Here is a 25,448-nt window from a genome sequence, read left to right on the forward strand (position 1 = left end):
TGATCGCTGCGGGTGAAGCATCGAGCAAAACTCTCGATGAGCCCAACATGATCATAGCAGGATATTGCGATGCCAACTCCAATCACGATCAATGTGAGGAATAACAGCCTCTCAGCGCAGAGCTTCTTCTTTTTCCAAGCGCCCGCGATCTATAGCGGCGGCTCGGAATTCTATACTAATAGCCTCTATACGCAGACCCTGCTTCCGTATAGCCAGTCCGGCGCGGTGCTGACATTCTCGCTGGTCCTCCAGTTTCTCGCCGGGGTTCAGCAGCAGGTCCAGCCGCCCGTCGTCGGTCAGCCGTCCGGGCAGCTCGCGGCGAGCCAGCCGATCGGCCTGACGCCGGCGCCCGGCGGGGCGCCCACGAACAACACGACGACGATGATCCTTCCGTCGTTGGGATTGACGATCCCGGTCTCGACGCAGGGTCCTCAGCCGGGGTCGTTCCGGATCGTCACGCCGCCCTTCAATCCCGCCCTGCAGAGCTACAATGCCGGCTCAGCGATCCAGAACGTGTCCGGCGGCATCACGCTCTCGAACTTCGTGACGGCGTTGCCGAACAGCAATCTCGACTGCCAGCCGGTGCTGCAATTCTACGTCGCGACCGGAAACTACACGCCCGGCACCGTGATGAATTTCACCTCCTCGTCGGCGACGGCCGCGCTCTGCGACGCGACGCCGGGCTATCAGTCGTTCAACGTCACCTATAATTCGGACGGCACCTGGACCGTGCAGCCCTCCGCAGCGCTCCGCGTCTCGCGCGCGAACGCGCCACCGATCGCGCCGCCTGTCGCGCCGCCGAATGCCGAGATCCTGAACGAGGCGGGAACCGGCGTGGTGGCGCAGGGTTACGCGGGCAACTTCAACGCTCCGGTCATGGTCACGGACCTCGTTCCCCCGAACTCGGTCGACCGCCTCAAGGAGTACCAGGTCGGTCCGGTCGGCGGTCCCTATCGGGGACGCACTTGCACGTATGTCGATTACCTGACCGACAGTGCGACCTTCAGCTGAACCCGGATGCGGGCGGACGCGATCCGACCTCATGACGACGCCGTGCGGCGGCAGACCGCCCGGACCGCCGATTGAGCCGCTGATCCGCGTGGCCCGCAGCGACCTCGGGTTGCCGAGCGTGTGATCCGGGCGGCCCCGGGAGCGAGAATCGCGCCCCGGGGCCGTGGCCTTTCGCCTGTCACGGCGCCGAACGGGCCGAGGTCAGCGGCGGTCGGCGTGCGGTCCGGCTGGCCTGCACGGTGGCGGCCCCGGTGAAGGGCACCCTTGCCAGTCTGGAATCGACGTGCCATCGGGCTTCTTCCACGCCGGATCCTGTCCCAGGCCATTCGCGATGACCTATTGCGTCGGACTCCTCGTCGAAGATGGCCTCGTGATGATCGCCGACACCCGCACCAATGCGGGGCTCGACGACATCTCGACCTACCGCAAGCTTCATCACTTCAACGTGCCCGGCGAGCGGGTGATGATGCTGGCCTCGGCCGGCAACCTGTCGGTGACGCAATCCGTCCTGAGCCTGCTCGCCGAAGGCGTCGAGGGCGACGACGGCGAGCCCAGGATGAGGCTCGTCGAGGCGCCGACCATGTTCCAGGCGGCCCAGCTGATCGGCCGCGCCATCCGGCGTGTGCGGACGATCGAGAAGGACGGGTTCGAGGCAGCGAACCTGCGCTTCTCGGTCTCTCTCCTGTTCGGCGGCCAGATCGGCGTCGAGCCGATGCGCCTGTTCCTGATCTACTCGGCCGGCAACTTCATCGAGTGCAGCGGCGACGCGCCCTTCCTGCAGATCGGCGAGCACAAGTACGGCAAGCCGATCCTCGATCGCGCGGTGAAGTTCCAGACCGATCTCTACGACGCCCTCAAGGTCGGGCTCGTCTCGATGGACTCGACCATGCGGTCGAATCTCGGCGTGGGCCTGCCCATCGACATCGCGGTCGCCCGCCGCGGGGCCCTCGACCTCGAGGTCAACCACCGCATCGAGGCCGGGGAAACCTACTTCCACGACCTGCGCGAGCGCTGGTCCGCGGCCCTGCGGGCGGCCCACCGGGCGATCCCGCGGCCGCCCTACGGTCCGGCGCCGAAATAGGGCCGGGGCGCGCCGGCCGGTCAGGCCGCGGGCGGCAGGCGCGGCGGGTTCTCGGCTCCGGTCGGGTCCCCGCGCTCCCAGGCGCCCAGGAACGCCCGCGTCGCGGCGGCCGGATCGCGCGCCCGCATCAGCCCGCCCATCACGGCGATGCCGGCCGCGCCGGCCGCGCGGCAAGCGGAGGCGTTACCCGCCCCGACGCCACCGAGGGCGAGGACCGGCAGGCCGTGCGCCGCCGCCGCGGCGCGAAGCCCGGCAAGCCCGAGGGCCGGGCCGTAGCCGGGCTTGCTCGCGGTCTCGAAGATCGGGCTCAGCGTCACGTAATCGGCGCCGGCCGCGGCGATCTCGGCGAGTTCGGACGGTCCGTGCGCCGAGACGCCGATCAGCGAAGCCGGGGCCAGGATCCTGCGGGCGGCCGCGATCGCCCGCGGCCGCGTCCCCCCGGGCAGGTGCACGCCGTCGGCGCCGATGGCGGCGGCGAGCGCGGCGTCCCGGCCGATCGTGAGGCTGGCGCCGGCCGCGCGCGCGAGCGCCAGCAGGCTCTCGGCGAGGCCGCGCCGCGCGGCCGGGTCGAGGTCGGGATCGCGCAGCCAGATCCAGCGCCCGCCGCCATCGAGGATCGCCCGCACGGTGTCCGCGAGGCCCGCGGCGCGCCCGTGCCGGTCGGTGACCGCGAGGAGCGCCGCCGGCAGGCTCACGAGCCGACGAGGCCGAGCTGGGGGCTCGACGGCTCGGCCCGGCCGCGGCGGGGGATGCGGCCCGCGAGATGCGCCTGCCGCCCGGCCTCGACGGCGTGGCGCATCGCCCGCGCCATCCGGACCGGGTCGTCGGCCCTCGCCACCGCCGTGTTGATCAGGCAGGCGGCGGCGCCGAGCTCCATGGCGATGACGGCGTCCGAGGCGGTGCCGATGCCGGCATCGACGATCACCGGCACGCCGGCGCGGCGGCAGATCAGCTCGATATTGGCCGGATTCGCCACGCCCATGCCCGACCCGATCAGCGAGCCCATCGGCATCACGGCGGCGCAGCCGATATCCTGCAGGCGCTGGCAGGTGACGGGATCGTCGTTGCAGTAGGGCAGAACCACGAAGCCGTCATCCACGAGATGGCGGCACGCCTCGATCAGCTCGGCGACGTCCGGATAGAGGGTCTCGCGGTCGCCGATGACCTCGACCTTGATCCAGTTGGTGTCGAGTGCCTCGCGGGCGAGCTCGGCCGTCATGATGGCGTCGCGGGCCGTCTCGCAGCCCGCGGTGTTCGGCAGGAAGCGGTAGCCCTTCAGCATCCGCACCGTGTCGGAGCCGTGGCCCTGCAGCGAGACGCGGCGGATCGAGGCGGTGACCATCTCGGCGCCCGAGGCCGCGACGGCGTCGCGCATGATGGCCTGCGTCGGGTAGCCGGCGGTGCCGATCAGGAGGCGCGAGGAGAGCCGCACGCCCGCGATGACGAGGGCGTCGTCGTCCGGCGCGCGCAGCGGCGTGACGGTGTCGACGGTGTCGGTCGAACTCATGGCTCCTAGCCTCCCTGCATGGCGCGGACGATCTCGACGCGGTCGCCCTCGGCGACCGGCGTCCGGGCCCAGTCGCGGCGGCGCACGACCCGGCCGTTCAGCGCGATGGCGATGCCCTGCGGGCCCTCGATGCCGGTCTCCTCGGCCTCGACGCGGAACAGGGCCTCGATGTCGGCGGCCTCGCACTCGCGGGGCTGCCCGTTGACGGTGAGCTTCATGCCGATGCCCTCAGGGTGCCGGTGCGGGCGAACCGGGACAGTCCGAAATCGCGGGCGAAGGCCGGCACTGCGCCGGTCTCGACCAGGGAAGCGACCGCCTCGGCGGTCGCCGGGCCGAGGAGATAGCCGTTGCGGTGATGCCCGGTCGCCACGACGAGGCCGGGGGCGATCTCGCCGATGATCGGCGCGTCGTCGTCCGAGGTCGGGCGGTAGCCGCTCCAGACCGCGTCGACCTCCATCTCCTCGATGCCGGGCAGGACCCGGCGCGCGCCCTCGAGCAGGGCGTAGAGCCCGCCCGCCGTGACGCCCTCGCGAAATCCGCAATCCTCGACCGTGGCGCCGACGATGAGGTGGCCGTCGCCCTTCGGGGCCATGTGGATCTGCTCGGTCCAGACCATGTGCCCGAGCGTGCCGGTGCGCCGCGTGGTCCTGAGCGCCAGCGACTGGCCCTTGATCGGGCGCACGGGCAGGCTCAGGGGTTCGGGCAGGAGGCTCCCCGCCCCGCTCCAGGCGCCGGCCGCCAGGATCACTGTCCCGGCCGCGATCGGGCCGGCTCGCGTGCGCAGGCCGGTGACGCGCCCGTTCGTCCAGTCGAGCGCCTCCGCGGCGCATCGCTCGACGATCGTGACGCCCGCCCGCCGGCAGGCCTCGGTGAGCGCCGCCATGACGAGGCGCGGGTCGACCTGGTGGTCGAGCGGGCAGAACACGCCGGCCGTGACGGAGGGGCGCAGCGCCGGCTCGCGGCGGCGGACCTCGCTCCCGGCGAGCCACTGCGCCGCGACGCCCGAGCGCCGCTGAAGGTCGTAGCGGAAGCGCAGGCGCTCCACCTCGTCCCGCCCGATCGCGAGCACCAAGGTGCCCTCCTGACGGTAGTCGATATCGGTGCCCGAGGCGGCCTGCAGCGCGTCCCGGAAGGCCGGCCAGCGGCGCAGGCTGTCCAGCGCCAGAGGCAGCAGCAGATCGGAACCGGGCTCGTGCTCGGCCGCGGGCGCCAGCATGCCGGTGGCGGCGAGGCTCGCGCCGGCCCCCACCGTCTCGCGCTCGACCACGGTGACCGAGCGCCCGCTCTCCGCGAGCCTCCATGCGGCCGACAGGCCGATCAGGCCGGCACCGACCACCACGATGTCGGCGCGCTCCGGCAGGCCGGCAGCGGCAAGGGTCGAGGGCGCCGCACGGCGCTGTCCGATGGGTGATGTCGGCACGGATGCCAAGACGAGATCTCCGCGATGGCCCGCAGAGATTGGTGTCCCTCAGCTTCTCTCGGAAGCAACCGGGTCTTCGGGAAACCCGCGGTCCAATCCCTACGCCGGTATGAGCCGGATCAGGTTCGAAGGATTTCCGCGCCGCCATCCTGCCGGATGGCCCATCGGTTTCTCAGCCCCTTGCCGGGGATCTCCCTGGAACGCCCCTAGATTGGGGCGTGGCTCTCGCCGGGTCAAGCCCGCTTCAGGCAGGCGGCGGGCTTGCGGCCGGGCCGGTAGACCAGCATCGGCTCCGGGAAGCCATCGAGGACGTGCTCGCCCAGGGGCTCGGGATCGCCCCAGAGGAAGTCCACGAAGGGCTTGGACATCAGGAGCGGCTCGCCGAGGGTCCGGTTCAGCCGGGCGATGCGGCTCGCGAGGTTGACGTCGCGGCCGATCACCGTGAAGTCGAGGCGCGCACCGGAGCCGACATTGCCGTAGGCCGCCTCGCCGTGATGGAGCGCGATGCCGGCCGCCACGGGATTGGCGAAGCGGCCGAGGCCGTTCGCCTCGTCGAGCGCCGCGAGGGCCGCCTGGGCGGCCGTCAGAGCCCCCTTGGCGGCGCCGCCGAGATCGTCGCCGGGCTCGCGGAAGATCGCGAGGAGCCCGTCGCCCAGATACTTGAGCACCTCGCCGCCCTCGCGCTCGATGGCCGGCACGAGGCAGTCGAAGAAGATGTTCAGGAGGTCGACCGCCTCCTCGGGCGTCATGTCGGCGGAGATGTGCGTGTAGTCGCGCATGTCCGCGAACAGGATCGCCGAGCGGATGCGCTGGACATGGCCCCGGCGGATCGAGCCCGACAGGATCGCCCGGTGCGGCTCGTCGCCGACATAGATCCTGAGCACCTGGTCGAGCTGCTTGTTGATGAGGCGCATCTCCATCACGGCCGCGAGCGTGGGCATGATGAAGCGCAGGATCGCGATGTCGTCGTCGCGAAAACCCGCCTTCGCGCGGGTGGCGAAGGTGATGCCGTTGCGCGCGCCGTTCGTGAAGATCAGCGGCGCGACGAGATAGTGCCGATACCCCGCCGCCCTCAGCTCCGGCAGGATCGCGTAACGGTCGGCGGGCGTCTCGTCGAGGTCGAGGATGAGCCACTCGCCGGTCTGGTGCACCGTGTAGAAGGGGCTGGCCCGGTAGGCGTTGTCCGAGGCCTCGCCGTGCGGGAACAGGCGCACCGTCGCGCCCTCCTCGCGGCTCCACGAGCGGCCGACGCCGGCATATTCCGAGTGCAGGGTGTCGATCGCCGTGCTCGCCCGGTCGACCGGCACGTCGAGCTCGTTCAGGCGCTCGGCGAGACCCGCCAGGAGATCGTCCGCCGCGAGCACACGGGTGCCCTCGCTCAGCAGCCAGTCCCGCAGGGCGACGCATTCCTGGAGCAGGCCGAACGGCACGCCCTCGGCCTCCGAGCCGTCGGCTTCGGCGGTCGGCGAGGGCGGCGACTTCTGTGGGCCAAGGTCGAGCATACGGCCAAGGTGGTGGTGCGGCGGGCGGTCAGCAATGGTCGCGCACGGAATCGCGACACGCGGACAATACTGTCGGTTGTCCGAAACCAGAAATAGGGGCGCGGCTTTCAGGTTCAGCCACCTCCACGCGCTTCTCCTCGCCGCGGATCTCAGGCTCGGCCGGGATACTCCCTCGCCTGCCCAGGTCGGGCAGGATCGGTCCGCGCGGGGACGGGAAGGGCGTCGCGGCCCGACAGCTCGTCACCCGACAGCTCGTCACCCGACGCGACGCGCCGTCGGCAAACCCGCACGGGCGGGCGCCAAGCCGTTCCCGCGCGCCGCCGGGCGAACCCGCGCGCTCGCCCTGGAACGGGCCCGCCCCCGCTCAGTTGTCGAGGAAGCTCCGGAGCTTGCGCGAGCGGCTCGGGTGCTTGAGCTTGCGCAACGCCTTCGCCTCGATCTGGCGGATGCGCTCGCGGGTCACCGAGAATTGCTGGCCGACCTCCTCCAGGGTGTGATCGGTGTTCATGCCGATGCCGAAGCGCATGCGCAGCACGCGCTCCTCGCGCGGCGTCAGCGACGCGAGCACGCGCGTCGTCGTCTCGCGAAGATTGCTCTGGATCGCCGCGTCGATCGGCAGGACGACGTTCTTGTCCTCGATGAAGTCGCCGAGGTGCGAATCCTCCTCGTCGCCGATCGGCGTCTCCAGCGAGATCGGCTCCTTGGCGATCTTCAGGACCTTGCGCACCTTTTCCAGCGGCATGGCCAATTTCTCGGCCAGTTCCTCCGGAGTCGGCTCGCGGCCGATCTCGTGCAGCATCTGGCGCGAGGTCCGGACGATCTTGTTGATCGTCTCGATCATATGCACCGGGATGCGGATGGTACGGGCCTGGTCGGCGATCGAGCGGGTGATCGCCTGCCGGATCCACCAGGTGGCGTAGGTCGAGAACTTGTAGCCGCGGCGATACTCGAACTTATCGACGGCCTTCATCAGGCCGATATTGCCTTCCTGGATCAGGTCTAGGAACTGCAGGCCGCGGTTGGTGTACTTCTTGGCGATCGAGATCACGAGCCGGAGGTTGGCCTCGATCATCTCCTTCTTGGCCTGGCGGGCTTCGCGCTCGCCCTTCTGGACCATATTGACGATCTTGCGGTACTCGCCGATCTCCAGGCCGGTCTCGGAGGCGAGCGTCAGGATCTGCTCGCGCAGGTCCGCGACCTGCCGGCCGCCCTTCTCGACGAGGTTCTTCCAGCCCTTTCCGCCGAGCGTCCCGACCCGGTCCATCCAGTTCGGATCGAGCTCCCAGCCCTGGTAGTGGCGCAGGAACTCGTCGCGGGCGACCCCGTGGCTCTCGGCGTAGCGCATCAGCCGGCCCTCGTGGGAGAGGAGCCGCTTGTTGATGTCGTAGAGCTGCTCGACCAGCGCCTCGATGCGGTTGTTGTTGAGCGAGAGCGACTTCACGTCGGCGACGACGACGTCCTTCAGCTCGTTGCGCTTCTGGTCCTGGCTGCGCGTCGCCTCGCCGCCACCCGCCTTCAGCTCGGCATGCTCGTTCTGGAGCCTGCGCAGCTTGCGGTAATTGTCGGCGATCGCGTCGAACGTCTCGAGGACGCGCGGCTTGATCTCGGCCTCCATCGCGGCGAGCGAGACGTTGTTCTCCATGTCGTCGTCGTCGTCGCCGCCCTCGGGCGGCGCCGGGGGCTCGCCGTCGCCCTCCTCGCCCTCCTCGCCCTCCTCGCCCTCGGCGATCTGCGGCGCGTTCTTGCCGTCGGGGCCGGCATAGGTGGCTTCGAGGTCGATGATGTCGCGCAGCAGCACCTTGCCGTCGACGAGCTCGTCGCGCCAGATGATGATGGCCTGGAAGGTCAGCGGGCTCTCGCAGAGGCCCGCGATCATCGCCTCGCGCCCCGCCTCGATGCGCTTGGCGATGGCGATCTCGCCCTCGCGGGAGAGGAGCTCCACGGAGCCCATCTCGCGCAGGTACATGCGCACGGGATCGTCCGTGCGGTCGGTCGGCTCCTTGGTGGTGGTCGCGACGGCGACGGCCCGCGCGGGCGACACCTCGGCAACCTCCGTGCCCTCGGCCGCCTCGTCATCCTCGGCCGCCTCGCCGTTCGCCGGGCGCTCGCCCGCTGCCTCGTCGGTCTCCTCCGCCTCGACGACGTTGATGCCCATCTCGGAGAGTTGGGCCAGCACGTCCTCGATCTGGTCCGGGTCCGATTGCCCATCGGGCAGGACCTCGTTGACCTCCTCGTAGGTGACGTAGCCGCGCTTCTTGGCGAGCTTCACCATCCGCTTGACCGAGGCATCCGTCAGGTCGAGAAGCGGCCCGTCGGTCTGCTGTTCCGGAGCGGTGTCCGTCTCGTCCCGTTCAGTTGCCTTCGTCGCCATGATCAGCCTATTGTTTTCGTGGCCGCGTGATGCAGGGGCTTTGGGGCTGCTCTCCGCCATCGACGCCGCAATGCATGTGAACCCGCGGCCGGTTCGCGCGCCGGCCGCTTCAATCCCAGATCCCGGTATGCAAGCAAGACGCTTGACCGATTGTTAACTATGCGACGCAGACACGTCGCGTCCCCGCCTTTGCACCAGCTTCACGGCGCGGTCGAGTCGGTCGTCTCGGGCAAGTCCGCCTCGGCCTCCGCTCCGGCGATGACGGCCAAGCGCTCCTTGACGTCGCACAGCCACGCGAAGTTGGCCTCGGTTTCCTCCTCGACCAATGCCCGTTCCGCCTGGCGGAGTTCGCTATTTAGCGCTCCCGCCTTGCGGTGCAAGATCACGGCCTGACGCAATGCGTCTTCGAGACGCAGCGGATCCGCGTGCGGATCGAGCGCCCAGCGGTCTCCCGGACGCACGCGCGCCGCGAGGCGTGCCGCCGCCGCCTCGAGCCCGGCCCGCTGCAGGCGGTTCCCGACAACGGAGGAGTCGGCCTCGGCGGCATCGGCCGCGCGGTCGAGCAGGAACGAGCGGAGGGCGTGGGCGTCCGGATCCTCGAGTTCGAGCGCGGCGAGGTCCTCGACATTGAGGCCGAGAAGCTCCGGGTGCGCGAGCAGGCTCGCCACGATCATCGCTTCCCGGAAATGACCGCCGCCGGCGAATCCGGTGGAGCGGGCGAGCAGCGGACTCGGGCCCGCGGTCAGCCGGGGCGACGGCGGCGGGTCCCCCGGCCGGCCGGCCCGGCGCTGGAAGCCGTTCGGCCGACCGCCTGGTTGATAAGCGCCGCGCTGATGCCCGGCGCGCGGCGAGAGCGCGCGCAGCCTCTCCTCGATCTCGTCCCGGTAGAAGCGCCGGACGGTCTCGTCGCGGATACCCAGGACGGTCTCGCGCAGGCCCTTGGCGAGGCCCGCCCGACGCTCCGGGGTGTCGCGGGGACCGGCCTCGACGGCGCGCGCCCACAGAATCTCGACGAGGGGCTTGGCCGCGTCCAGCACCCGGTCGAGCGCCGCCGAGCCGCCGGAGCGCAGCAGGTCGTCCGGATCCTGTCCTTCCGGCAGCAGGGCGAAGCGCAGCGACTTTCCGGGCTCCAGCAGCGGCAGCGCCACGTCGAGCGCCCGGAAGGCGGCGCGCTGACCGGCACCGTCGCCGTCGAAGCAGAGCACCGGCTCGTCGGCGTGGCGCCACAGGAGGGCGACCTGCTCCTCGGTGAGCGCGGTGCCGAGGGAGGCGACCACGTTCGGATGTCCGCCCATCGTCATGGCGATGGCGTCGACGTAGCCCTCCACCGCGACGATCGTGCCGCGCTCGTGCGCGGGCTTGCGGGCCTGGTGCAGGTTGTAGAGCCCCTGGCCCTTGTGGAAGAGCGGGGTCTCGGGGGAGTTCAGGTACTTCGCCTTCGCGTCCGCCTGCATGGCCCGGCCGCCGAATGCGATGACGCGCCCGCGCAGGTCGGCGATCGGGAACATGATCCGATCGCGAAACCGGTCGTAGGGGACGGCGACCCCCTCGCCCGCGTAGAGAAGGCCGAGCTCGGCCATGAGGTCCTTCTCGACGTCCTTGGCGGCGAGGAAGTCGCGCAGGCCGTAGCGCTCGGGCGTGGCGTAGCCGAGCCGGAAGCGGGCGCGGATCTCGCTCCCGAGGCCGCGCCTGTCGAGATAGGCGCGGGCCTGCGCGCCCGCCGGCCCACGCAGGCACTCCTCGTAATAGGCGGCGGCGAGTTCCATCACCTCGACGGCGCCGCGCCGCCGCGTCTCCATCTCGCGCGCATCCGCACTCGGGGCCGGCAGGGCGACGCCGGCCTCGGACGCCAGCCGCTCGACGGCTTCGGGAAAGCTCAAGCCCTCCGTCTCCATCAGGAAGGTGAAGACGTCGCCGTGCTTGCCGGACGAGAAGCAGTGATAGAACTGCTTCTGGTCGTTCACGTAGAAGGAGGGCGTCTTCTCGGCGTTGAACGGCGACAGGCCGCGCCACTCGCGGCCGGCCTTCTTCAGCCGCACGCGCCGGCCGATCACGTCGGAGGCCGGCAGCCGGGCGCGGATCTCTTCCAGGAGGTGGGGCGGGTAGCGCACGCTCAGGTCCGGGCTGACGGGCCGAGCATCATACGGGTTCGCCGCGGCGGAGTCTCAGGCGGGGCGCCGACTGTGCCCGTGATTCACCCCTGAGCCCCGAGGACCGCCTTCACCAGCCCGCTCGCCTTGGCGAAATCCATGCGGCCCGCGTACCGGCCCTTCAGGGCGCCGATGACCTTGCCCATGTCCTTCGGACCGGCGGCCCCGGTCTCGGCGACCGCGGCCTCGATCGCGGCCTTCATCTCGCCGTCGGTCATCTGCTGGGGCAGGAAGCCCGCGATGATGGCGGCCTCCGCCCGTTCGTTCTCGGCGAGCTCGGGGCGGCCGCCCTGATCGTAGACGCCGGCCGATTCGTTGCGCTGCTTGATCATCTTCTGCAGGAGCGAGAGGATCTCCTCGTCTGTGGCAGGCTCCTTGCCGAGGCCGCGCGCCTCGATGTCCTTGTCCTTCAGCGCGGCCTGGATCATCCGCACGGTGGCGAGCCTGCTCTTGTCGCCGGATTTCATGGAAAGTTTCATCTCGGCGGTGAAGCGCTCGCGCAACGACATCGTGGACTCCAATTCGAAAACCTGTTGGGTGGCCTGCAATTGGCGCCGGTTGAGGCGCGGGCGGGCCGGGTCCACATTGACCCCGACGCGGCCCGCTCGGTATGAGCGCGGTTGCGTTTCAAGCCACCCCTGCGCGCCAATCCGAACGGCGCCGGGTCGGCCGGACATAAGCGAGATCACGCCGATGCTGCAAGACGATGGCGCGCCCGCGCATTCCCGCCCCGCGCCCGGGCGGTCATCGCCCGAGCCCTGGGCCGAGCCGCTGGTCACGGCCCTCCTGGTCCTGGCGGATGGAACGGTCCTCGAGGGATTCGGCATCGGCCGGACGGGCGTCGCCGACGGCGAGGTCTGCTTCAACACCGCGATGACGGGCTACCAGGAGATTCTGACCGATCCGTCCTATGCCGGGCAGATCGTCACGTTCACCTTCCCGCATATCGGCAATGTCGGCACCAACGACGAGGATCTGGAGAGCCTCGAAGCGGCGCCGGCTTCCGGCGTGCGCGGCGTGGTGATCGCCTCGGCCGTGACGCAGCCCTCGAACTGGCGCTCATCGAGCCACCTCGACGCGTGGCTCAAGGCCCGCAACATCACGGGCATCACGGGCGTCGACACCCGCGCGCTCACCGCCCTGATCCGCGACCGCGGAATGCCGAACGCGGTGATCGCCAACGATCCGGAGGGCCGATTCGACCGCGAGGCTCTCAAGGCACGGGCGGCCTCACTCGCTCCGATGGAGGGCCTCGACCTCGTGCCTCCCGTGACGAGCCGCGAGAGCCGCGACTGGACCGAGACGGTCTGGGCGGTGAAGGGCGGCTACGGCAAGCGCCAGCTCGGCCAGGGCTTCCGCGTCGTCGCGATCGATTACGGCGTGAAGCGCAACATCCTGCGGCTGCTCGCCGATGCCGGCTGCGACGTGACCGTGGTGCCGGCCACCACCAGCGCCGAGGAGATCCTGGCGCTGAAGCCCGACGGGGTCTTCCTCTCGAACGGCCCCGGCGACCCGGCCGCAACCGGCACCTACGCGGTGCCCGTGATCCGCAAGCTCCTCGACGAGCGTGTGCCGACCTTCGGCATCTGCCTCGGGCACCAGCTCATGGGCCTCGCGCTCGGTGGGCGCACGGTGAAGATGGCGCAGGGCCACCACGGCGCGAACCACCCCGTGAAGGACAAGACCACCGGCAAGGTCGAGATCGTCTCGATGAACCACGGTTTCGCGGTCGATCCGCAGAGCCTGCCGGGCAACGCGGTCGAGACCCACGTCTCGCTCTTCGACGGCTCGAATTGCGGCCTCACCTTGAGCGATCGCCCGGCCTTCTCGGTACAGCACCACCCCGAAGCCTCACCGGGCCCCAAGGACAGCCATTACCTGTTCGAGCGGTTCGTCATGCTGATGCGCGAGAACAGGCCGGAGCCCGAGATGCGTGAGGGCTGAGAGGGACCAAGCGCTGCCATCATGATGGCGCCGGCCGGGCCGCCGGCGTCATAAAAAACTCGGCTTTGCCTCTCAGAACCCGCGGCAACCGCCCCTTAACGACGATACCGCAACGATCGTCCGGGGGCGCTTGGCTGATTGAAGGGGCTGCCGGATGACCTTGGACGACGCGCGCGACGACTTCTCGCGGCTGCATCGCATCTTCACCTTCCATCTGGGCGTCGCGGTCGGGCTGTCGTGGATGACGGCGCTCTACGCCGCCTGCTACGCGCCGTGGGTCCGCAACATCCGCGCCTTGCTCGATCCGACGAGCCTCGATCGCGTCGAGAGCACGCTGTCCTTTCTGTTCGTGATGCCGGCGGTGCTCACGATGGCCTGGATCACGGTCTATTTCGGCCGCGAGGTCATGCGCCGCTCGCAGACCCTGTCCAACCTCGCCCTCGAATTCGCTGCCGCCGCGGCGGTCGCCTTCGGGGTGTTCTATCTCTCGATCGACCGGGCCGTCGCCGCCCTCTACATCGGCCTCTGAGGCCGCCGAGCGGCGCCGGTTGATGGCGCCCGCAAGCGTTTTGTGCCTGCCGACACGGCGGACCGCGAAGAGGCGCCTGGCCCCACAGCCCGCGCCTATCGTGCTCTTTCAAACGTGATCGGCTGCGTGTACACGCGGGCCTCAACGACAATCCACGCCGCACGCGCTCGCCTCGATGCCGCCCCGCTGCCCGCGGCGCCGCGCGAGGTCGGGTGCGCGTGCCTGCAAGAAGGCGTCCGATGCCCAAGCGCACCGACATCTCCTCCATCCTGATCATCGGTGCGGGCCCGATCATCATCGGGCAGGCCTGCGAGTTCGACTATTCCGGCACTCAGGCCTGCAAGGCGCTGCGCGAGGAGGGCTACCGGATCGTCCTCGTCAACTCGAACCCCGCGACCATCATGACCGACCCGGACATGGCGGATGCGACCTATGTCGAGCCGATCACGCCCGAGATCGTCGCCAAGATCATCGAGAAGGAGCGCCCCGACGCGATCCTGCCGACCATGGGCGGCCAGACCGCGCTGAACTGCGCCCTCTCGCTCCAGCGCATGGGCGTGCTCGACAAGTTCGGCGTGCAGATGATCGGCGCCACGGCCGAGGCCATCGACAAGGCAGAAGACCGCCACCTCTTCCGCGATGCGATGACGAAGATCGGCCTGGAGACGCCGAAATCCGCCCTCGCCAACGCCTCGGCCGCCAAGAAGGCCGACCGCGAGAAATACCTCGCGGAATTGGCTCGCATCGAGGCCGCCAGCGCCGATCCCGAGACCCGCAAGGCAGCGCTCGCCGAGTTCGAGCGGAAGTGGCAGGGCGCGGAGGGCGACCGGCGCAAGCGCTACGGCGAGCACGCGCTCGGCCAGGCGCTGATCGCGCTCGCCGAGGTGGGGCTGCCGGCGATCATCCGCCCCTCCTTCACCATGGGCGGCACAGGCGGCGGCATCGCCTACAACCGCGAGGAGTTCCTCGAGATCGTGGAGCGCGGCATCGACGCCTCGCCGACGAACGAGGTTCTGATCGAGGAGAGCGTGCTCGGCTGGAAGGAGTACGAGATGGAAGTCGTCCGCGACAAGGCGGACAACTGCATCATCGTCTGCTCGATCGAGAACGTCGATCCGATGGGGGTGCACACCGGCGATTCGATCACAGTCGCCCCGGCGCTGACGCTCACCGACAAGGAATACCAGGTGATGCGGGACGCCTCGCTCGCGGTGCTCCGCGAGATCGGCGTCGAGACCGGCGGCTCGAACGTGCAGTTCGCGATCGACCCCGAGAACGGGCGCATGATCGTGATCGAGATGAACCCACGCGTGTCGCGCTCCTCGGCGCTGGCCTCGAAGGCCACGGGCTTCCCGATCGCCAAGGTCGCGGCGAAGCTCGCGGTCGGCTACACGCTCGACGAGATCGCCAACGACATCACCGGAGGCGCCACGCCCGCCTCGTTCGAGCCGACGATCGACTACGTCGTCACCAAGATCCCCCGCTTCGCCTTCGAGAAGTTCCCGGGGGCCGAGCCGACGCTGACCACCGCCATGAAGTCGGTCGGCGAGGCGATGGCGATCGGGCGCTGCTTCGCGGAATCGCTGCAGAAGGCCCTGCGCTCACTGGAGACGGGGCTAACCGGGCTCGACGAGATCGAGATCGAGGGCCTCGGCAAGGGCGACGACCACAACGCCATCAAGGCCGCGATCGGCACGCCGACCCCGGACCGTCTCCTCAAGGTCGCGCAGGCTCTGCGCCTCGGCGTCAGCCACGAGGAGGTCCACGCCTCCTGCAAGATCGATCCCTGGTTCCTCGAGCAGCTCCAGGCGATCGTTGATCTCGAGAACCGGGTGAAGGCCCATGGCCTGCCGACGACGCCGGGCGCGTTCCGCCAACTCAAGGCGGCGGGCTTCTCCGACGCGCGCCTCGCCGTGCTCGCGGGAACCGACGAGGCGAGCGTGCACGGGAGGCGCCGGGCGCTGTCGGTGCGGCCGGTCTTCAAGCGGATCGACACCTGCGCGGCCGAGTTCAAGGCGCCGACCGCCTACATGTACTCGACCTACGTCGCGCCCTTCGCCGGGACCGTCGCGGACGAGGCGCAGCCGAGCGAGGCCAGGAAGGTGATCATCCTCGGCGGCGGCCCGAACCGGATCGGCCAGGGCATCGAGTTCGATTATTGCTGCTGCCACGCCTGCTTCGCGCTGTCGGAAGCCGGCTACGAGACCATCATGGTCAATTGCAACCCGGAGACGGTCTCGACCGACTACGACACCTCGGATCGGCTCTACTTCGAGCCGCTCACCGCCGAGGACGTGCTGGAGATCATCGAGACCGAGCGCCAGGCGGGCACGCTCCACGGGGTGATCGTGCAGTTCGGCGGCCAGACGCCGCTCAAGCTCGCCCGGGCGCTCGAGGCCGCGGGCGTGCCGATCCTCGGCACCTCTCCCGACGCGATCGACCTCGCCGAGGACCGCGACCAGTTCAAGCGCCTCCTCGACAAGCTCGGGATGAAGCAGCCGAAGAACGGCATCGCCTACTCGGTGGAGCAGAGCCGGCTGGTCGCGGCCGATCTCGGCTTGCCCTTCGTGGTACGCCCGAGCTACGTGCTCGGCGGGCGCGCCATGGCAATCATCCGCGACGAGACGCAGTTCGCCGACTATCTCCTCGATACGCTGCCGAGCCTGATCCCGTCGGAGGTCAAGGCGCGCTACCCGAACGACAAGACCGGCCAGATCAACACGGTGCTGGGCAAGAACCCGCTCCTGTTCGACCGCTACCTGTCGGACGCGGTCGAGGTCGACGTCGACGCGGTCTGCGACGGCGAGGAGGTCTTCATCGCCGGCATCATGGAGCACATCGAGGAAGCGGGCATTCACTCGGGCGATTCCGCCTGCTCGCTGCCGCCGCGCTCGCTCTCCCCCGAGATCATCGCCGAGCTCGAGAGGCAGACGAAGGCGATGGCGTTGGCCCTCAAGGTCGGCGGCCTGATGAACGTGCAGTTCGCCATCAAGGACGGAACAATCTATGTGCTCGAGGTCAATCCCCGCGCCTCCCGCACCGTGCCGTTCGTCGCCAAGGTGATCGGCAAGCCGATCGCCAAGATCGCGGCGCGGATCATGGCGGGTGAGCGCCTGGCGGGCTTCGGGCTCGCGCCGACGGCGCTGCCGCACGTCGCCGTGAAGGAAGCGGTATTCCCGTTCGCGCGCTTCCCCGGCGTCGACGTGCTGCTCGGCCCCGAGATGCGCTCGACCGGCGAGGTGATCGGCCTCGACGGCGGATTCGGCGTCGCCTTCGCCAAGAGTCAGCTCGGAGCGGGCTCGCCGATGCCGAGGACCGGGACGGTGTTCGTGTCGGTGCGCGACGCCGACAAGGCCCGCATCCTGCCAGCGATCCGCCTCCTCAAGGATCTCGGCTTCACCATCCTGGCGACGGGCGGCACGCAGCGCTTCCTCGTCGAGAACGGCGTTCCGACGGAGCGCATCAACAAGGTGCTGGAGGGCCGGCCGCACGTGGTCGATGCCATCAAGAACGGCGACATCCAGCTCGTCCTCAACACCACCGAGGGAGCCGGTGCGCTGTCCGACTCGCGCTCCCTCCGGCGAGCGGCCCTCTTGCATAAAGTGCCGTACTACACCACTCTAGCCGGCGCGATGGCGGCGGCCGAGGGGATCAAGGCCTACCTCGAGGGCGACCTCCAAGTCCGCGCCTTGCAGGAATACTTCGCGGCCTGAACCTTCTGACGGGACGTGCTTGATGCGTCCCGCGGCGTCCGGGGTTCAGGGCCTTCTCATCATGGCCCGGAGGGAGCGAAGTCGTTCCCGGCCGGGCCTATTCATTGTGGCGCGAGACGATGACGATAGACAAGGTTCCGATCACGGTGCGTGGCTTCGCGGCTCTCGAGGAGGAGCTGAAGCATCGCCAGCAGGTCGAGCGGCAGCGGATCATCCAGGCGATCGCCGAGGCGCGGGCGCTCGGCGACCTCTCGGAGAACGCCGAGTACCACGCTGCCAAGGAGGCGCAGTCCCACAACGAGGGCCGCGTGCTCGAGCTCGAGAGCATGATCTCGCGCGCCGAGGTCATCGACGTCACCAAGCTGTCGGGCAACAAGATCAAGTTCGGCGCGACCGTGAAGCTCGTCGACGAGGACACCGAGGAGGAGAAGACCTACCAGATCGTCGGCGAGCCCGAGGCGGACGTGCGCTCCGGCCGCGTCTCGATCACCTCCCCGATCGCCCGCGCGCTGATCGGCAAGGGCGTCGGCGACACCGTCGAGGTGACGACGCCCGGCGGCGGCAAGTCCTACGAGGTCGTCGGCGTCCAGTACGGCGCCTGAGCGTCATGGCCGCACAGCCCCTACTCCGCCGGATCGCCGGCCTCGCCGCCCTGTTTCTCCTTGGCGGCCCGGCCGCGGCCGGCGACTTCCCGAATCTCAACGGCGCGCGCTTGTCCGACGTGCGCGTCGACGTCCGGCCCCTGATCGCACAGGGAAACGGGCCGCAGGCCGAGGCGCTCCGCGCCGACCTGACGGCCGCGCTCAGGCGCAGCTTCGCCGACCGTCTCGGCGGGCGCGGCCCGAGCCTCGTCGTGCTGATCCGCGGCCTCTCGCTGCGCTCCTATGTCGGTCCCGACCATGGCGGCCGCGGTTTCGGCGGCGGCGGCCAGAACGATTACCTCGACGGCGAGGCACTCCTCGTCGGGCCGCGCGGCGAGATCCTCGGTCGTCATCCCCAGCTCACCGCGACGCCGTCGAGCTACGGCGGCGCCTGGTACGATCCGCTCTCGGAGCGCCGCCGCGTCACGGCCATCGCCGACATCTACGCCGGGTGGCTGCGCCGCCAGCTGCCCGTGGACTGACGTGGCCGACCTCCTCGCCCGACCCCCCTCCGCCGATCCGGCCGCGGGTGAGCCGGCCGCGGCCCGGCCCGACGCGGCCCCGGCCCCGCCGGCCGCTCTCGCCCGCGCGCGGGCCTGGATCGTCACGGACGGGAAGGCCGGCGACGAGAACCAGTGCGTCGGCATCGCCGAAACCCTCGGGCTCGCCTATGAGATCCGGCGCATCCCCGCCCGCGGACCCTTCGGCTGGACCGCCCCCTGGGGCCCGATCGACCCGCGCGAGGCGCCGGGGCGCCAGGCCGGCGCCCTGTCGGGAGATTGTCCCGACATCGTCCTGGCCTCGGGCCGACGCTCGGTGCCCTATCTGCGGGCCCTGCGCCGGGCCGGTGCCGGCCGCACCTTCACCGCCTTCCTCAAGGATCCGCGCACCGGGCACGACAGCGCCGACTTCATCTGGGTGCCCGATTACGACGACCTGCGCGGACCCAACGTCTTCACGACCCTGACGGCCCCCCATCTCGTCACGCCGACCCGGATCGCGGCGGCCCGCGCCAGGCCCGACCCGCGGCTCGCCGACCTCGCAGGCCCCCGCATCGCCGTGCTGATCGGGGGCGACAGCCGCCATCTCAGCTACCGCAAGGCCGACATGAAGCGGCTGCTGGCGGATCTGCGCAAGCTCGCGGGCAGTGGCTGCCGCCTGATGGTGACCGTATCGCGGCGCACGCCGGCCCCGCTGAGCGACGCCCTGCGCAGGCTCGTCGCCGAGACCGGCGGCTTCTTCTGGGACGGGACCGGCGAGAACCCCTACATCCACATGCTGGCTCTCGCCGAGAGCGTCGTCGTGACCTCCGATTCCGCCAACATGGTCAGCGAGGCCGTCAGCACCGGGGCGCCGGTCCTGCTGTTTGACCTGCCGCGTACCTATATCCGGCATCGCCGCATGTTCGCGGGCCTCGCGATGGCCGGTGCGCTCAAGCCCTTCACCGGTCGTTTGGAGGCTCTGGACTACAAGCCGATCGACGCGACGCCCGTGATCGCACGGGCGCTCGCCGAGGCTTACGCGGCGCACCGCACGGCCCGCTGACGGGCCGACGAAACGAGGACGATATGGCCCATACCCACGCCAAGCTCGTGATCATCGGTTCCGGGCCGGCCGGCTACACCGCCGCGATCTACGCCGCCCGCGCCATGGTCGAGCCGCTGCTGATCTCCGGCTTCCAGCCGGGCGGGCAACTGATGATCACCACCGACGTCGAGAACTATCCGGGCTTCGCCGAGGCCATCCAGGGGCCCTGGCTGATGGAGCAGATGCGCCTCCAGGCCGAGCATGTCGGCACCCGGATCGTCTCGGAATACATCACCAAGGTCGATCTGAAGACCCGGCCCTTCCGGCTCGAGGCCGATTCCGGCGAGACCTATTCCTGCGACGCGCTGATCATCGCGACCGGCGCCCAGGCGAAATGGCTCGGGATCCCCTCGGAGGCGAAGTTCCAGGGCGGCGGCGTCTCGGCCTGCGCCACCTGCGACGGCTTCTTCTTCCGCGGCAAGGACGTCGCGGTGGTCGGCGGCGGCAACACGGCCGTCGAGGAGGCGCTCTACCTCGCCAACCTCGCCCGCAAGGTCACGGTGATCCACCGCCGGGGCGAGTTCCGGGCCGAGCGCATCCTGCAGGAGCGTCTGTTCAAGCACCCGAACGTCGAGGTGCGCTGGCATCAGGCCGTCGAGGAGGTCTGCGGCGAGACGCAGCCGGCGCCCGCCGTGACGCATCTGCGCCTCAGGGACACGCGCAGCGGCGCGATCAGCGAGGTGAGAACCGACGGCCTCTTCGTGGCGATCGGCCACCAGCCGGCCACCGCGATCTTCGAGGGGCAATTGCCGATGCGGCAAGGCGGCTACCTGACGGTGACGCCCGGCACCACGACGACCGAGATCCCCGGCGTGTTCGCGGCCGGGGACGTCACCGACGACGTCTATCGGCAGGCCGTGACGGCCGCCGGCATGGGCTGCATGGCCGCGCTCGAGGCTGAGAAGTACCTGGCGAACCTCGAGGTGGGAGAAACCCCGCAGCAGGCGGCTGCCGAGTGATTCGTGGCCCGGCCCGGCGCAACCCCGGGCCGGACCGCCGCGCGGCGGTCCGTCGAGGAACGGAATCTGCTCCGGCGAATGCGGTCCCGCCCGTCGTCAACAAAATCTTCGCAAATGGACTTGCGCTGAGGCGCGCCCAAATCGCAAGAGGGAAGTCCTATCCTGACGATGGCGGCGCGGACCGACATCGTCTCGTTGCGCACGGGCGGCGTCGGACCTTTCGGCCGGTTCCGCGAATGCTTGGCGCGCAACCAGGGCGGCGGGGGCAGGCTCCATCCGGCGGCGGCGACCGGCGGCGTGGGCTGCGGGCCCTCGGGGCCGGTTTGCGTTCGGGAGTTACGCCGTGGATTGGGACAAGATCCGGATCTTCCTCAACGTGGCGGAGGCCGGCAGCTTCACGAAGGCGGGCGACGATATCGGGCTCAGCCAGTCGGCGGTGAGCCGGCAGATCAGTGCGCTGGAACGCGAGCTCAAGGCGCCCCTGTTCCACCGGCACGCCCGCGGCCTGATCCTCACCGAGCAGGGAGACCTGCTGTTCCGGGCCGCGCGCGACATGAAGCTGCGGCTCGAGAACACCAAGGCCCGGCTCGTCGAGACGAGCGAGCGGCCCTCCGGCGACCTGCGGGTGACGACGACGGTCGGCCTCGGAACATCCTGGCTCGCGCAGCGCGTCGCCGAGTTCCTCGACCTCTACCCGGACGTGCGCATCGAGCTGATCCTCACCAACGAGGAGCTCGACCTCGCCATGCGGGAGGCAGACGTGGCGATCCGCATGCGCCGCCCGGCCCAGCCCGACCTGATCCAGCGCCGGCTCTTCACGGTGCATTACCACGCCTTCGCCAGCCAGGATTACATCAAGCGCTTCGGCGAGCCGAAGACGATCGACGATCTCGACGAGCACCGGCTCGTCTCGTTCGGAGGCAACGAGCCCTCCTACCTGCTCGCCGCGCACTGGCTCGCGAGCGTCGGGCGCGAAGGCCGGGAACGGCGCCCGATCCATTTCACGGTGAACAACGTGGCGGCACTCCAGCTCGCCATGGAGACGGGCGCGGGCATCGGCATCCTGCCGGACTACGCGATCAACGGCGAGGGAAGCCTCGTTCAGGTCCTGCGCGAGAGCGAGATGCCGAGCCTCGAGAGCTACCTCGTCTACGCCGAGGAGATGCGCACCGTGGCGCGCGTGCAGGCGTTCCGCGACTTCCTCGTCTCCAAGGCGCAGCGCTGGACCTATTGACGCGCCCGCGGCCACGACTGGTCCTCAGCCAAGCATTGACCCGCCCGATCTGTTTATTTTCGAACGGGCGCACGTTGTGCCCAACCGATTATTAATGAGATCAAGTCTAGGATCCGGGCGCCTGCAATCGCGCAGATCGGAACCGGGAACAGCGTCCGCGGGCCGTGGTCCCGTCGATAGGAACAGTCATGACGGCTGCAGCCTCCGCGAATGTCGCACCCCCACGCAACGGCCTTCAGAGGAGGGACGGCGCGCCGGGAGTTGCGGGCAAGCCGGCCGGAGCGCCCAAGCCCCAGGCGACCGCCGCGCCGGCGAGGAGCGCGGGCCAAGCTGTTTCGGTAACGCTGTCGAATCAGGCCAGGGCTGCTCTGGCGACGAGGTCCGCGGCCGATCCCGCGGGGGAGGTCCCGGCCGACACGTCTCTCGCCGGTCTGGCGCAGCGGAAGACCGACGCGTTGGCCGAGCGTCTTGCCTCGGCGTTCAAAAATCTGGGCATGCCGCTCGATGACGAGACCACGCTGAAGCTCGACAGCTTCGGCAACGTCACCACCGACAGCCCCTACAAGAAGAAGATCGAGAAGTACTTCTCCCTCGATCCCGAGGCCGCGAAGGCCTTCAGGGAGGTCGCTTCGCTCAACGCGATGCGCGCCGCGCAGCGGGCACTCGAGATGTATGCGGAGGAAAAGCGCCGGGCCAGCACGGACGATGAGAAGACTCTGGCGTTCAACCGGTACACGGCGCGCGGCATCGTCATTCAGAACCTGTCGGGCGAGATGTCTTTCCAGGACGGCAAGCTCACCTCGGCCTCGATGACCTACATCTCGGCGATATCCGACCTGCGCGGCTCGAAGGCGCCGGATCGGGGCGCAGCGCCGGTGTCCCTCCTCGTCTGAGGGAGATGGATCGGCCGGCAAGCCGGAAGCCGGCACCAGGCGCCTCGCATCGGCCGGAGCGGTCGAACGGAGATCCCGTCACACGAACAGCCGCTCCCTCTCCAGCCCCTTGTAGAGGCCGGCGACCTGCTCGCCGTAGCCGTTGTAGATCAGCGTCGGCACCCGCTGGTCGGTCCCGAGCACGCGCTCGCTCGCCTGGCTCCAGCGCGGATGGGGCACGGCCGGGTTCACGTTCGCCCAGAAGCCGTACTCGGAGGATTGCAGCCCTTCCCAGAAGGTCTTCGGCCGCTCGGCGACGAAGGAGACCCTGACCAGGGACTTCGCCGACTTGAAGCCGTACTTCCACGGCACGGCGAGGCGGATCGGCGCGCCGAACTGGTTCGGCAGCGGCTTCCCGTAGACGCCCGTCACCAGGAAGGCGAGGTCGTTGCCGGCCTCCTCCATCGTCAGCCCCTCGATGTAGGGCCAGGGGTAGAAGAACTGTCGCTGGCCCGGCGCCACCGCCTTGTCGAGGAAGGTCTGGAACTGGACGTACTTGGCGCCCGATGCGGGCTTGGCGAGCGCCACGAGCTTCGAGAGGGGAAAGCCCGTCCACGGCACCGCCATGGACCACGCCTCGACGCAGCGATGGCGGTACAGCCGCTCCTCCAGCCCCGCCTTCCGGATCAGATCCTCGACGCCGATCTCGAAGGGCTTCTCGACGAGGCCGTCGATCTTGATGGACCAGGGCGAGGTCTTGAGCGCGTTGGCGGCGGGCAGCACCGTCTTCGAGGTCCCGAACTCGTAGAAGTTGTTGTAGTCGCCGCTGAAGCGCTCCGGCGTCACCGCCCGGTCGAGCGTGTAGGCCTCGTTGCGCGGGGCAGGATAGGTGGCCGCGGCAGCGGTCGCCGCGTCGGCCCGGGACGGGCCGAGCACCGCGGCGGCGGCAAGGCCCGCCGCACCGCCGATGAGGCCGCGGCGGCTCAGGAAGACGTCCTCGGGCGTTGCGAGATGCTCGGGGACCTCCCAGCCGCGCCGACGCTTGATCAACATGCTCACTCCTCCGGGCGCGCGGCGCGGTGTCCCGAGACTTGTCCCGGCGCCTGCGCGGCGCAAGCGGCCACTGGCTCACCATTCGGCGAGGATGAGACTCGGTTACGCGACGGGACCGGCGAAAGTTCTGGCCCGCGTCGCCGCGACGCGCCCTCAGCCCGCCGGCGCGTCGTCGCGCAAGGCCCGCCGCAGCACCTTGCCGACATTGGTCTTCGGCAGGGCATCGTGGAAGACCACCCGCCGCGGCACCTTGTAGCCGGTGAGCTGCTCGCGGGCATGCGCCCGGATCGCGTCCGCGGTGGCGGCCTTGTCGCGCAGGACGACGTGCGCGACCACCATCTCGCCGGTCTCCGGAAAGGGCGCGCCGACCACGGCGCATTCGAGCACGGCCGGATGGCTCGCCAGCACGTCCTCGACCTCGTTCGGGTAGACGTTGAAGCCCGAGACGAGGATCATGTCCTTCATCCGGTCGACGATGCGCACCTGACCGTCCGGCTCCATCACGGCGACGTCGCCGGTGCGGAAGAAGCCGTCCGCGGTGGTGGCGCGGGCGGTCTCGTCGGGGCGGTTCCAGTAGCCCTTCATCACCTGCGGGCCCCGCACGCAGATCTCGCCGGGAACACCCAACGCTGCCGGCATGCCGTCGGCGCCCCGGATCGACACCTCGGTCGAGGGCAGCGGGTAGCCGATCGTGCCCGACCAGTCCGTCAGCCGGTAGGGGTTCACACAGACCACCGGCGAGGTCTCGGACAGGCCGTAGCCCTCGATGATCGTCTGCCCGGTCACCTCCTTCCACTTGGCCGCCACGGCCTTCTGCACGGCCATGCCGCCCGCCACCACGTAGTCGACCCGCGAGAAGTCGACCGTGCCGATCTTTGGGTGGTTCACCAGAAGGTTGAACAGGGTGTTCACGCCCGAGAAATGCGTGAAGCGGCTCTTGGCGAGCGTCTTGATGAACCCGTCCGCGTCGCGCGGATTGGGGATCAGCAGGCAGCACCCGCCGTTCTTCATGAAGAAGAAGAAGCAGCAGGTCAGCGCGAAGATGTGGTAGAGCGGCAGCGCCGTCACCATGACGCGGCCGGGCTCGGGATCCGTCGCCTCGAACCAGAGCTGGCTCTGCTCGATATTGGCCATGATGTTGCGGTGGGTCAGCATCGCGGCCTTGGCGACGCCGGTCGTGCCGCCGGTATATTGCAGGAAGGCAAGATCCCCGGGCTCGATGCTCGGCCGCCGGCGGCTCAGGCCCCTGCCCTGCCTGACGACGGCGTCGAGGCGCGTCGTGCGGTTCGCCGGCAGGGCGAAGGCCGGCACCGCCTTCTTGATGTGGCGCGAGGCGAGGTCGATCACCTTGCCCTTCAGGCCGAGCCCGTCGCCCGGCCCGGCCACCACGATCCGCTCGAGCCCGGCCAGGTTCGGCAGCGCCTGCGCGACCGTGTGGGCGAAGTTCTCCAGCACGAACAGGGCACGCGCGCCCGAATCCTGGATCTGCGCGGTCAGTTCGCGGGGCGTGTAGAGCGGGTTGACGTTGACCACGGTGCAGCCCGCGATCAGAACGCCGAACAGGCTCGCGGCGTAGGCCGGCACGTTCGGCATCATGATGGCGACGCGGTCGCCCTTGGCGAGGCCCTGCGCCTGCAGCCAGGCGGCGATCGCCTCGGCCGAGGCGCCAAGGGCGGCGTAGGTGACGGACTTGCCGAAGCAGGTCACCGCCGGCCGGCCGGCGTAGCGCGCCAGGCTGGTCTCGAACAGATCGACCAGAGTCCCGAGGCGATCGAGCTCGATCTCCGCGGGCATGCCCGGCGGATAGGCCGAAAGCCATGGACGCGTGGCTCGGAAGTCCTGGATCACGACGATCCTCCCTGATGGCGCGGCAG

At 69.7% G+C, this 25,448-nt stretch carries 21 protein-coding genes and 1 riboswitch; of the genes, 11 read left to right on the top strand and 10 right to left on the bottom strand.

Going from position 1 to position 25,448, the window contains the following annotated elements:
- The first annotated feature begins 69 nt into the window (after positions 1-69).
- Positions 70-1,011 carry a hypothetical protein gene (locus WDW90_RS09280; protein ID WP_336487102.1) on the top strand — a complete coding sequence of 314 codons (942 nt, stop codon included), beginning with the start codon at positions 70-72 and terminating at the stop codon, positions 1,009-1,011.
- Between the two features lie 331 nt (positions 1,012-1,342).
- A complete protein-coding gene (locus tag WDW90_RS09285) occupies positions 1,343-2,092 on the top strand; it encodes a proteasome-type protease (protein ID WP_336487103.1) in 750 nt (249 codons plus the stop codon).
- A 20-nt stretch (positions 2,093-2,112) separates the two neighbouring features.
- On the opposite strand, the gene WDW90_RS09290 is transcribed toward WDW90_RS09285, so the two are convergent.
- The 8 genes from WDW90_RS09290 to WDW90_RS09325 form a co-directional block, all read right to left on the bottom strand.
- A complete protein-coding gene (locus tag WDW90_RS09290; RefSeq protein WP_336487104.1) occupies positions 2,113-2,787 on the bottom strand; it encodes a thiamine phosphate synthase in 675 nt (224 codons plus the stop codon).
- Positions 2,784-3,599 carry a thiazole synthase gene (locus tag WDW90_RS09295; RefSeq protein WP_336487105.1) on the bottom strand — a complete coding sequence of 272 codons (816 nt, stop codon included), beginning with the start codon at positions 3,597-3,599 and terminating at the stop codon, positions 2,784-2,786. The genes WDW90_RS09290 and WDW90_RS09295 overlap by 4 nt, the downstream gene beginning before the upstream one ends.
- 5 nt (positions 3,600-3,604) lie before the next feature.
- On the bottom strand, positions 3,605-3,817 hold the full coding sequence (thiS, locus tag WDW90_RS09300; protein ID WP_336487106.1) for a sulfur carrier protein ThiS: 213 nt from the start codon (positions 3,815-3,817) through the stop codon (positions 3,605-3,607).
- Entirely contained in the window at positions 3,814-5,019 is a 1,206-nt protein-coding gene (thiO, locus tag WDW90_RS09305) for a glycine oxidase ThiO (protein WP_431311007.1), read from the bottom strand. The genes thiS and thiO overlap by 4 nt, the downstream gene beginning before the upstream one ends.
- A 78-nt stretch (positions 5,020-5,097) precedes the next feature.
- Positions 5,098-5,225: riboswitch (TPP riboswitch) on the bottom strand.
- 27 nt (positions 5,226-5,252) lie between these two features.
- The gene (locus WDW90_RS09310; protein WP_336487108.1) at positions 5,253-6,521 is read right to left on the bottom strand and encodes an adenylate/guanylate cyclase domain-containing protein; all 1,269 of its coding nucleotides are present in this window, start codon (positions 6,519-6,521) and stop codon (positions 5,253-5,255) included.
- A 364-nt stretch (positions 6,522-6,885) separates the two neighbouring features.
- Entirely contained in the window at positions 6,886-8,892 is a 2,007-nt protein-coding gene (gene rpoD / locus WDW90_RS09315) for an RNA polymerase sigma factor RpoD (protein ID WP_336487109.1), read from the bottom strand.
- 200 nt (positions 8,893-9,092) lie between these two features.
- Positions 9,093-11,003: a DNA primase gene (dnaG, locus tag WDW90_RS09320; protein ID WP_336487110.1), complete on the bottom strand. Its 1,911-nt coding sequence runs from the start codon at positions 11,001-11,003 to the stop codon at positions 9,093-9,095.
- An 83-nt stretch (positions 11,004-11,086) separates the two neighbouring features.
- Positions 11,087-11,551 carry a GatB/YqeY domain-containing protein gene (locus tag WDW90_RS09325; RefSeq protein WP_336487111.1) on the bottom strand — a complete coding sequence of 155 codons (465 nt, stop codon included), beginning with the start codon at positions 11,549-11,551 and terminating at the stop codon, positions 11,087-11,089.
- A gap of 184 nt (positions 11,552-11,735) precedes the next feature.
- Between WDW90_RS09325 and carA the strand changes: the two genes are divergently transcribed.
- The 9 genes from carA (at position 11,736) to WDW90_RS09370 (ending at position 22,542) form a co-directional block, all read left to right on the top strand.
- On the top strand, positions 11,736-12,986 hold the full coding sequence (carA, locus tag WDW90_RS09330; protein ID WP_336487112.1) for a glutamine-hydrolyzing carbamoyl-phosphate synthase small subunit: 1,251 nt from the start codon (positions 11,736-11,738) through the stop codon (positions 12,984-12,986).
- A 154-nt stretch (positions 12,987-13,140) separates the two neighbouring features.
- On the top strand, positions 13,141-13,515 hold the full coding sequence (locus tag WDW90_RS09335; RefSeq protein ID WP_336487113.1) for a hypothetical protein: 375 nt from the start codon (positions 13,141-13,143) through the stop codon (positions 13,513-13,515).
- 239 nt (positions 13,516-13,754) lie between these two features.
- Positions 13,755-17,228, top strand: coding sequence for a carbamoyl-phosphate synthase large subunit (gene carB, locus WDW90_RS09340; RefSeq protein WP_336487114.1), 3,474 nt, complete (start codon positions 13,755-13,757; stop codon positions 17,226-17,228).
- A 125-nt stretch (positions 17,229-17,353) separates the two neighbouring features.
- Positions 17,354-17,830: a transcription elongation factor GreA gene (greA, locus tag WDW90_RS09345; RefSeq protein ID WP_336487165.1), complete on the top strand. Its 477-nt coding sequence runs from the start codon at positions 17,354-17,356 to the stop codon at positions 17,828-17,830.
- Positions 17,831-17,835: 5 nt separating this feature from the next.
- Positions 17,836-18,351 (top strand): hypothetical protein, encoded by a 516-nt coding sequence (locus tag WDW90_RS09350; RefSeq protein WP_336487115.1) that lies wholly within the window; start codon positions 17,836-17,838, stop codon positions 18,349-18,351.
- A gap of 118 nt (positions 18,352-18,469) precedes the next feature.
- Complete coding sequence (locus WDW90_RS09355) at positions 18,470-19,414, top strand: mitochondrial fission ELM1 family protein (protein ID WP_336487166.1); 945 nt, start codon at positions 18,470-18,472, stop codon at positions 19,412-19,414.
- Between the two features lie 23 nt (positions 19,415-19,437).
- Complete coding sequence (gene trxB, locus WDW90_RS09360) at positions 19,438-20,415, top strand: thioredoxin-disulfide reductase (protein ID WP_336487116.1); 978 nt, start codon at positions 19,438-19,440, stop codon at positions 20,413-20,415.
- A gap of 343 nt (positions 20,416-20,758) precedes the next feature.
- On the top strand, positions 20,759-21,649 hold the full coding sequence (locus WDW90_RS09365) for a LysR family transcriptional regulator (RefSeq protein WP_336487117.1): 891 nt from the start codon (positions 20,759-20,761) through the stop codon (positions 21,647-21,649).
- A gap of 494 nt (positions 21,650-22,143) precedes the next feature.
- Entirely contained in the window at positions 22,144-22,542 is a 399-nt protein-coding gene (locus tag WDW90_RS09370) for a hypothetical protein (RefSeq protein ID WP_336487118.1), read from the top strand.
- Positions 22,543-22,620: 78 nt separating this feature from the next.
- Here the strand turns inward: WDW90_RS09370 and msrP are convergent, their stop codons facing one another.
- On the bottom strand, positions 22,621-23,574 hold the full coding sequence (gene msrP / locus WDW90_RS09375) for a protein-methionine-sulfoxide reductase catalytic subunit MsrP (RefSeq protein ID WP_336487119.1): 954 nt from the start codon (positions 23,572-23,574) through the stop codon (positions 22,621-22,623).
- A 153-nt stretch (positions 23,575-23,727) separates the two neighbouring features.
- Positions 23,728-25,422 (bottom strand): AMP-binding protein, encoded by a 1,695-nt coding sequence (locus tag WDW90_RS09380; protein WP_336487120.1) that lies wholly within the window; start codon positions 25,420-25,422, stop codon positions 23,728-23,730.
- Positions 25,423-25,448 lie beyond the last annotated feature (26 nt).

The organism is Methylobacterium nigriterrae, assembly GCF_037106235.1.
Taxonomy (GTDB): domain Bacteria; phylum Pseudomonadota; class Alphaproteobacteria; order Rhizobiales; family Beijerinckiaceae; genus Methylobacterium; species Methylobacterium nigriterrae.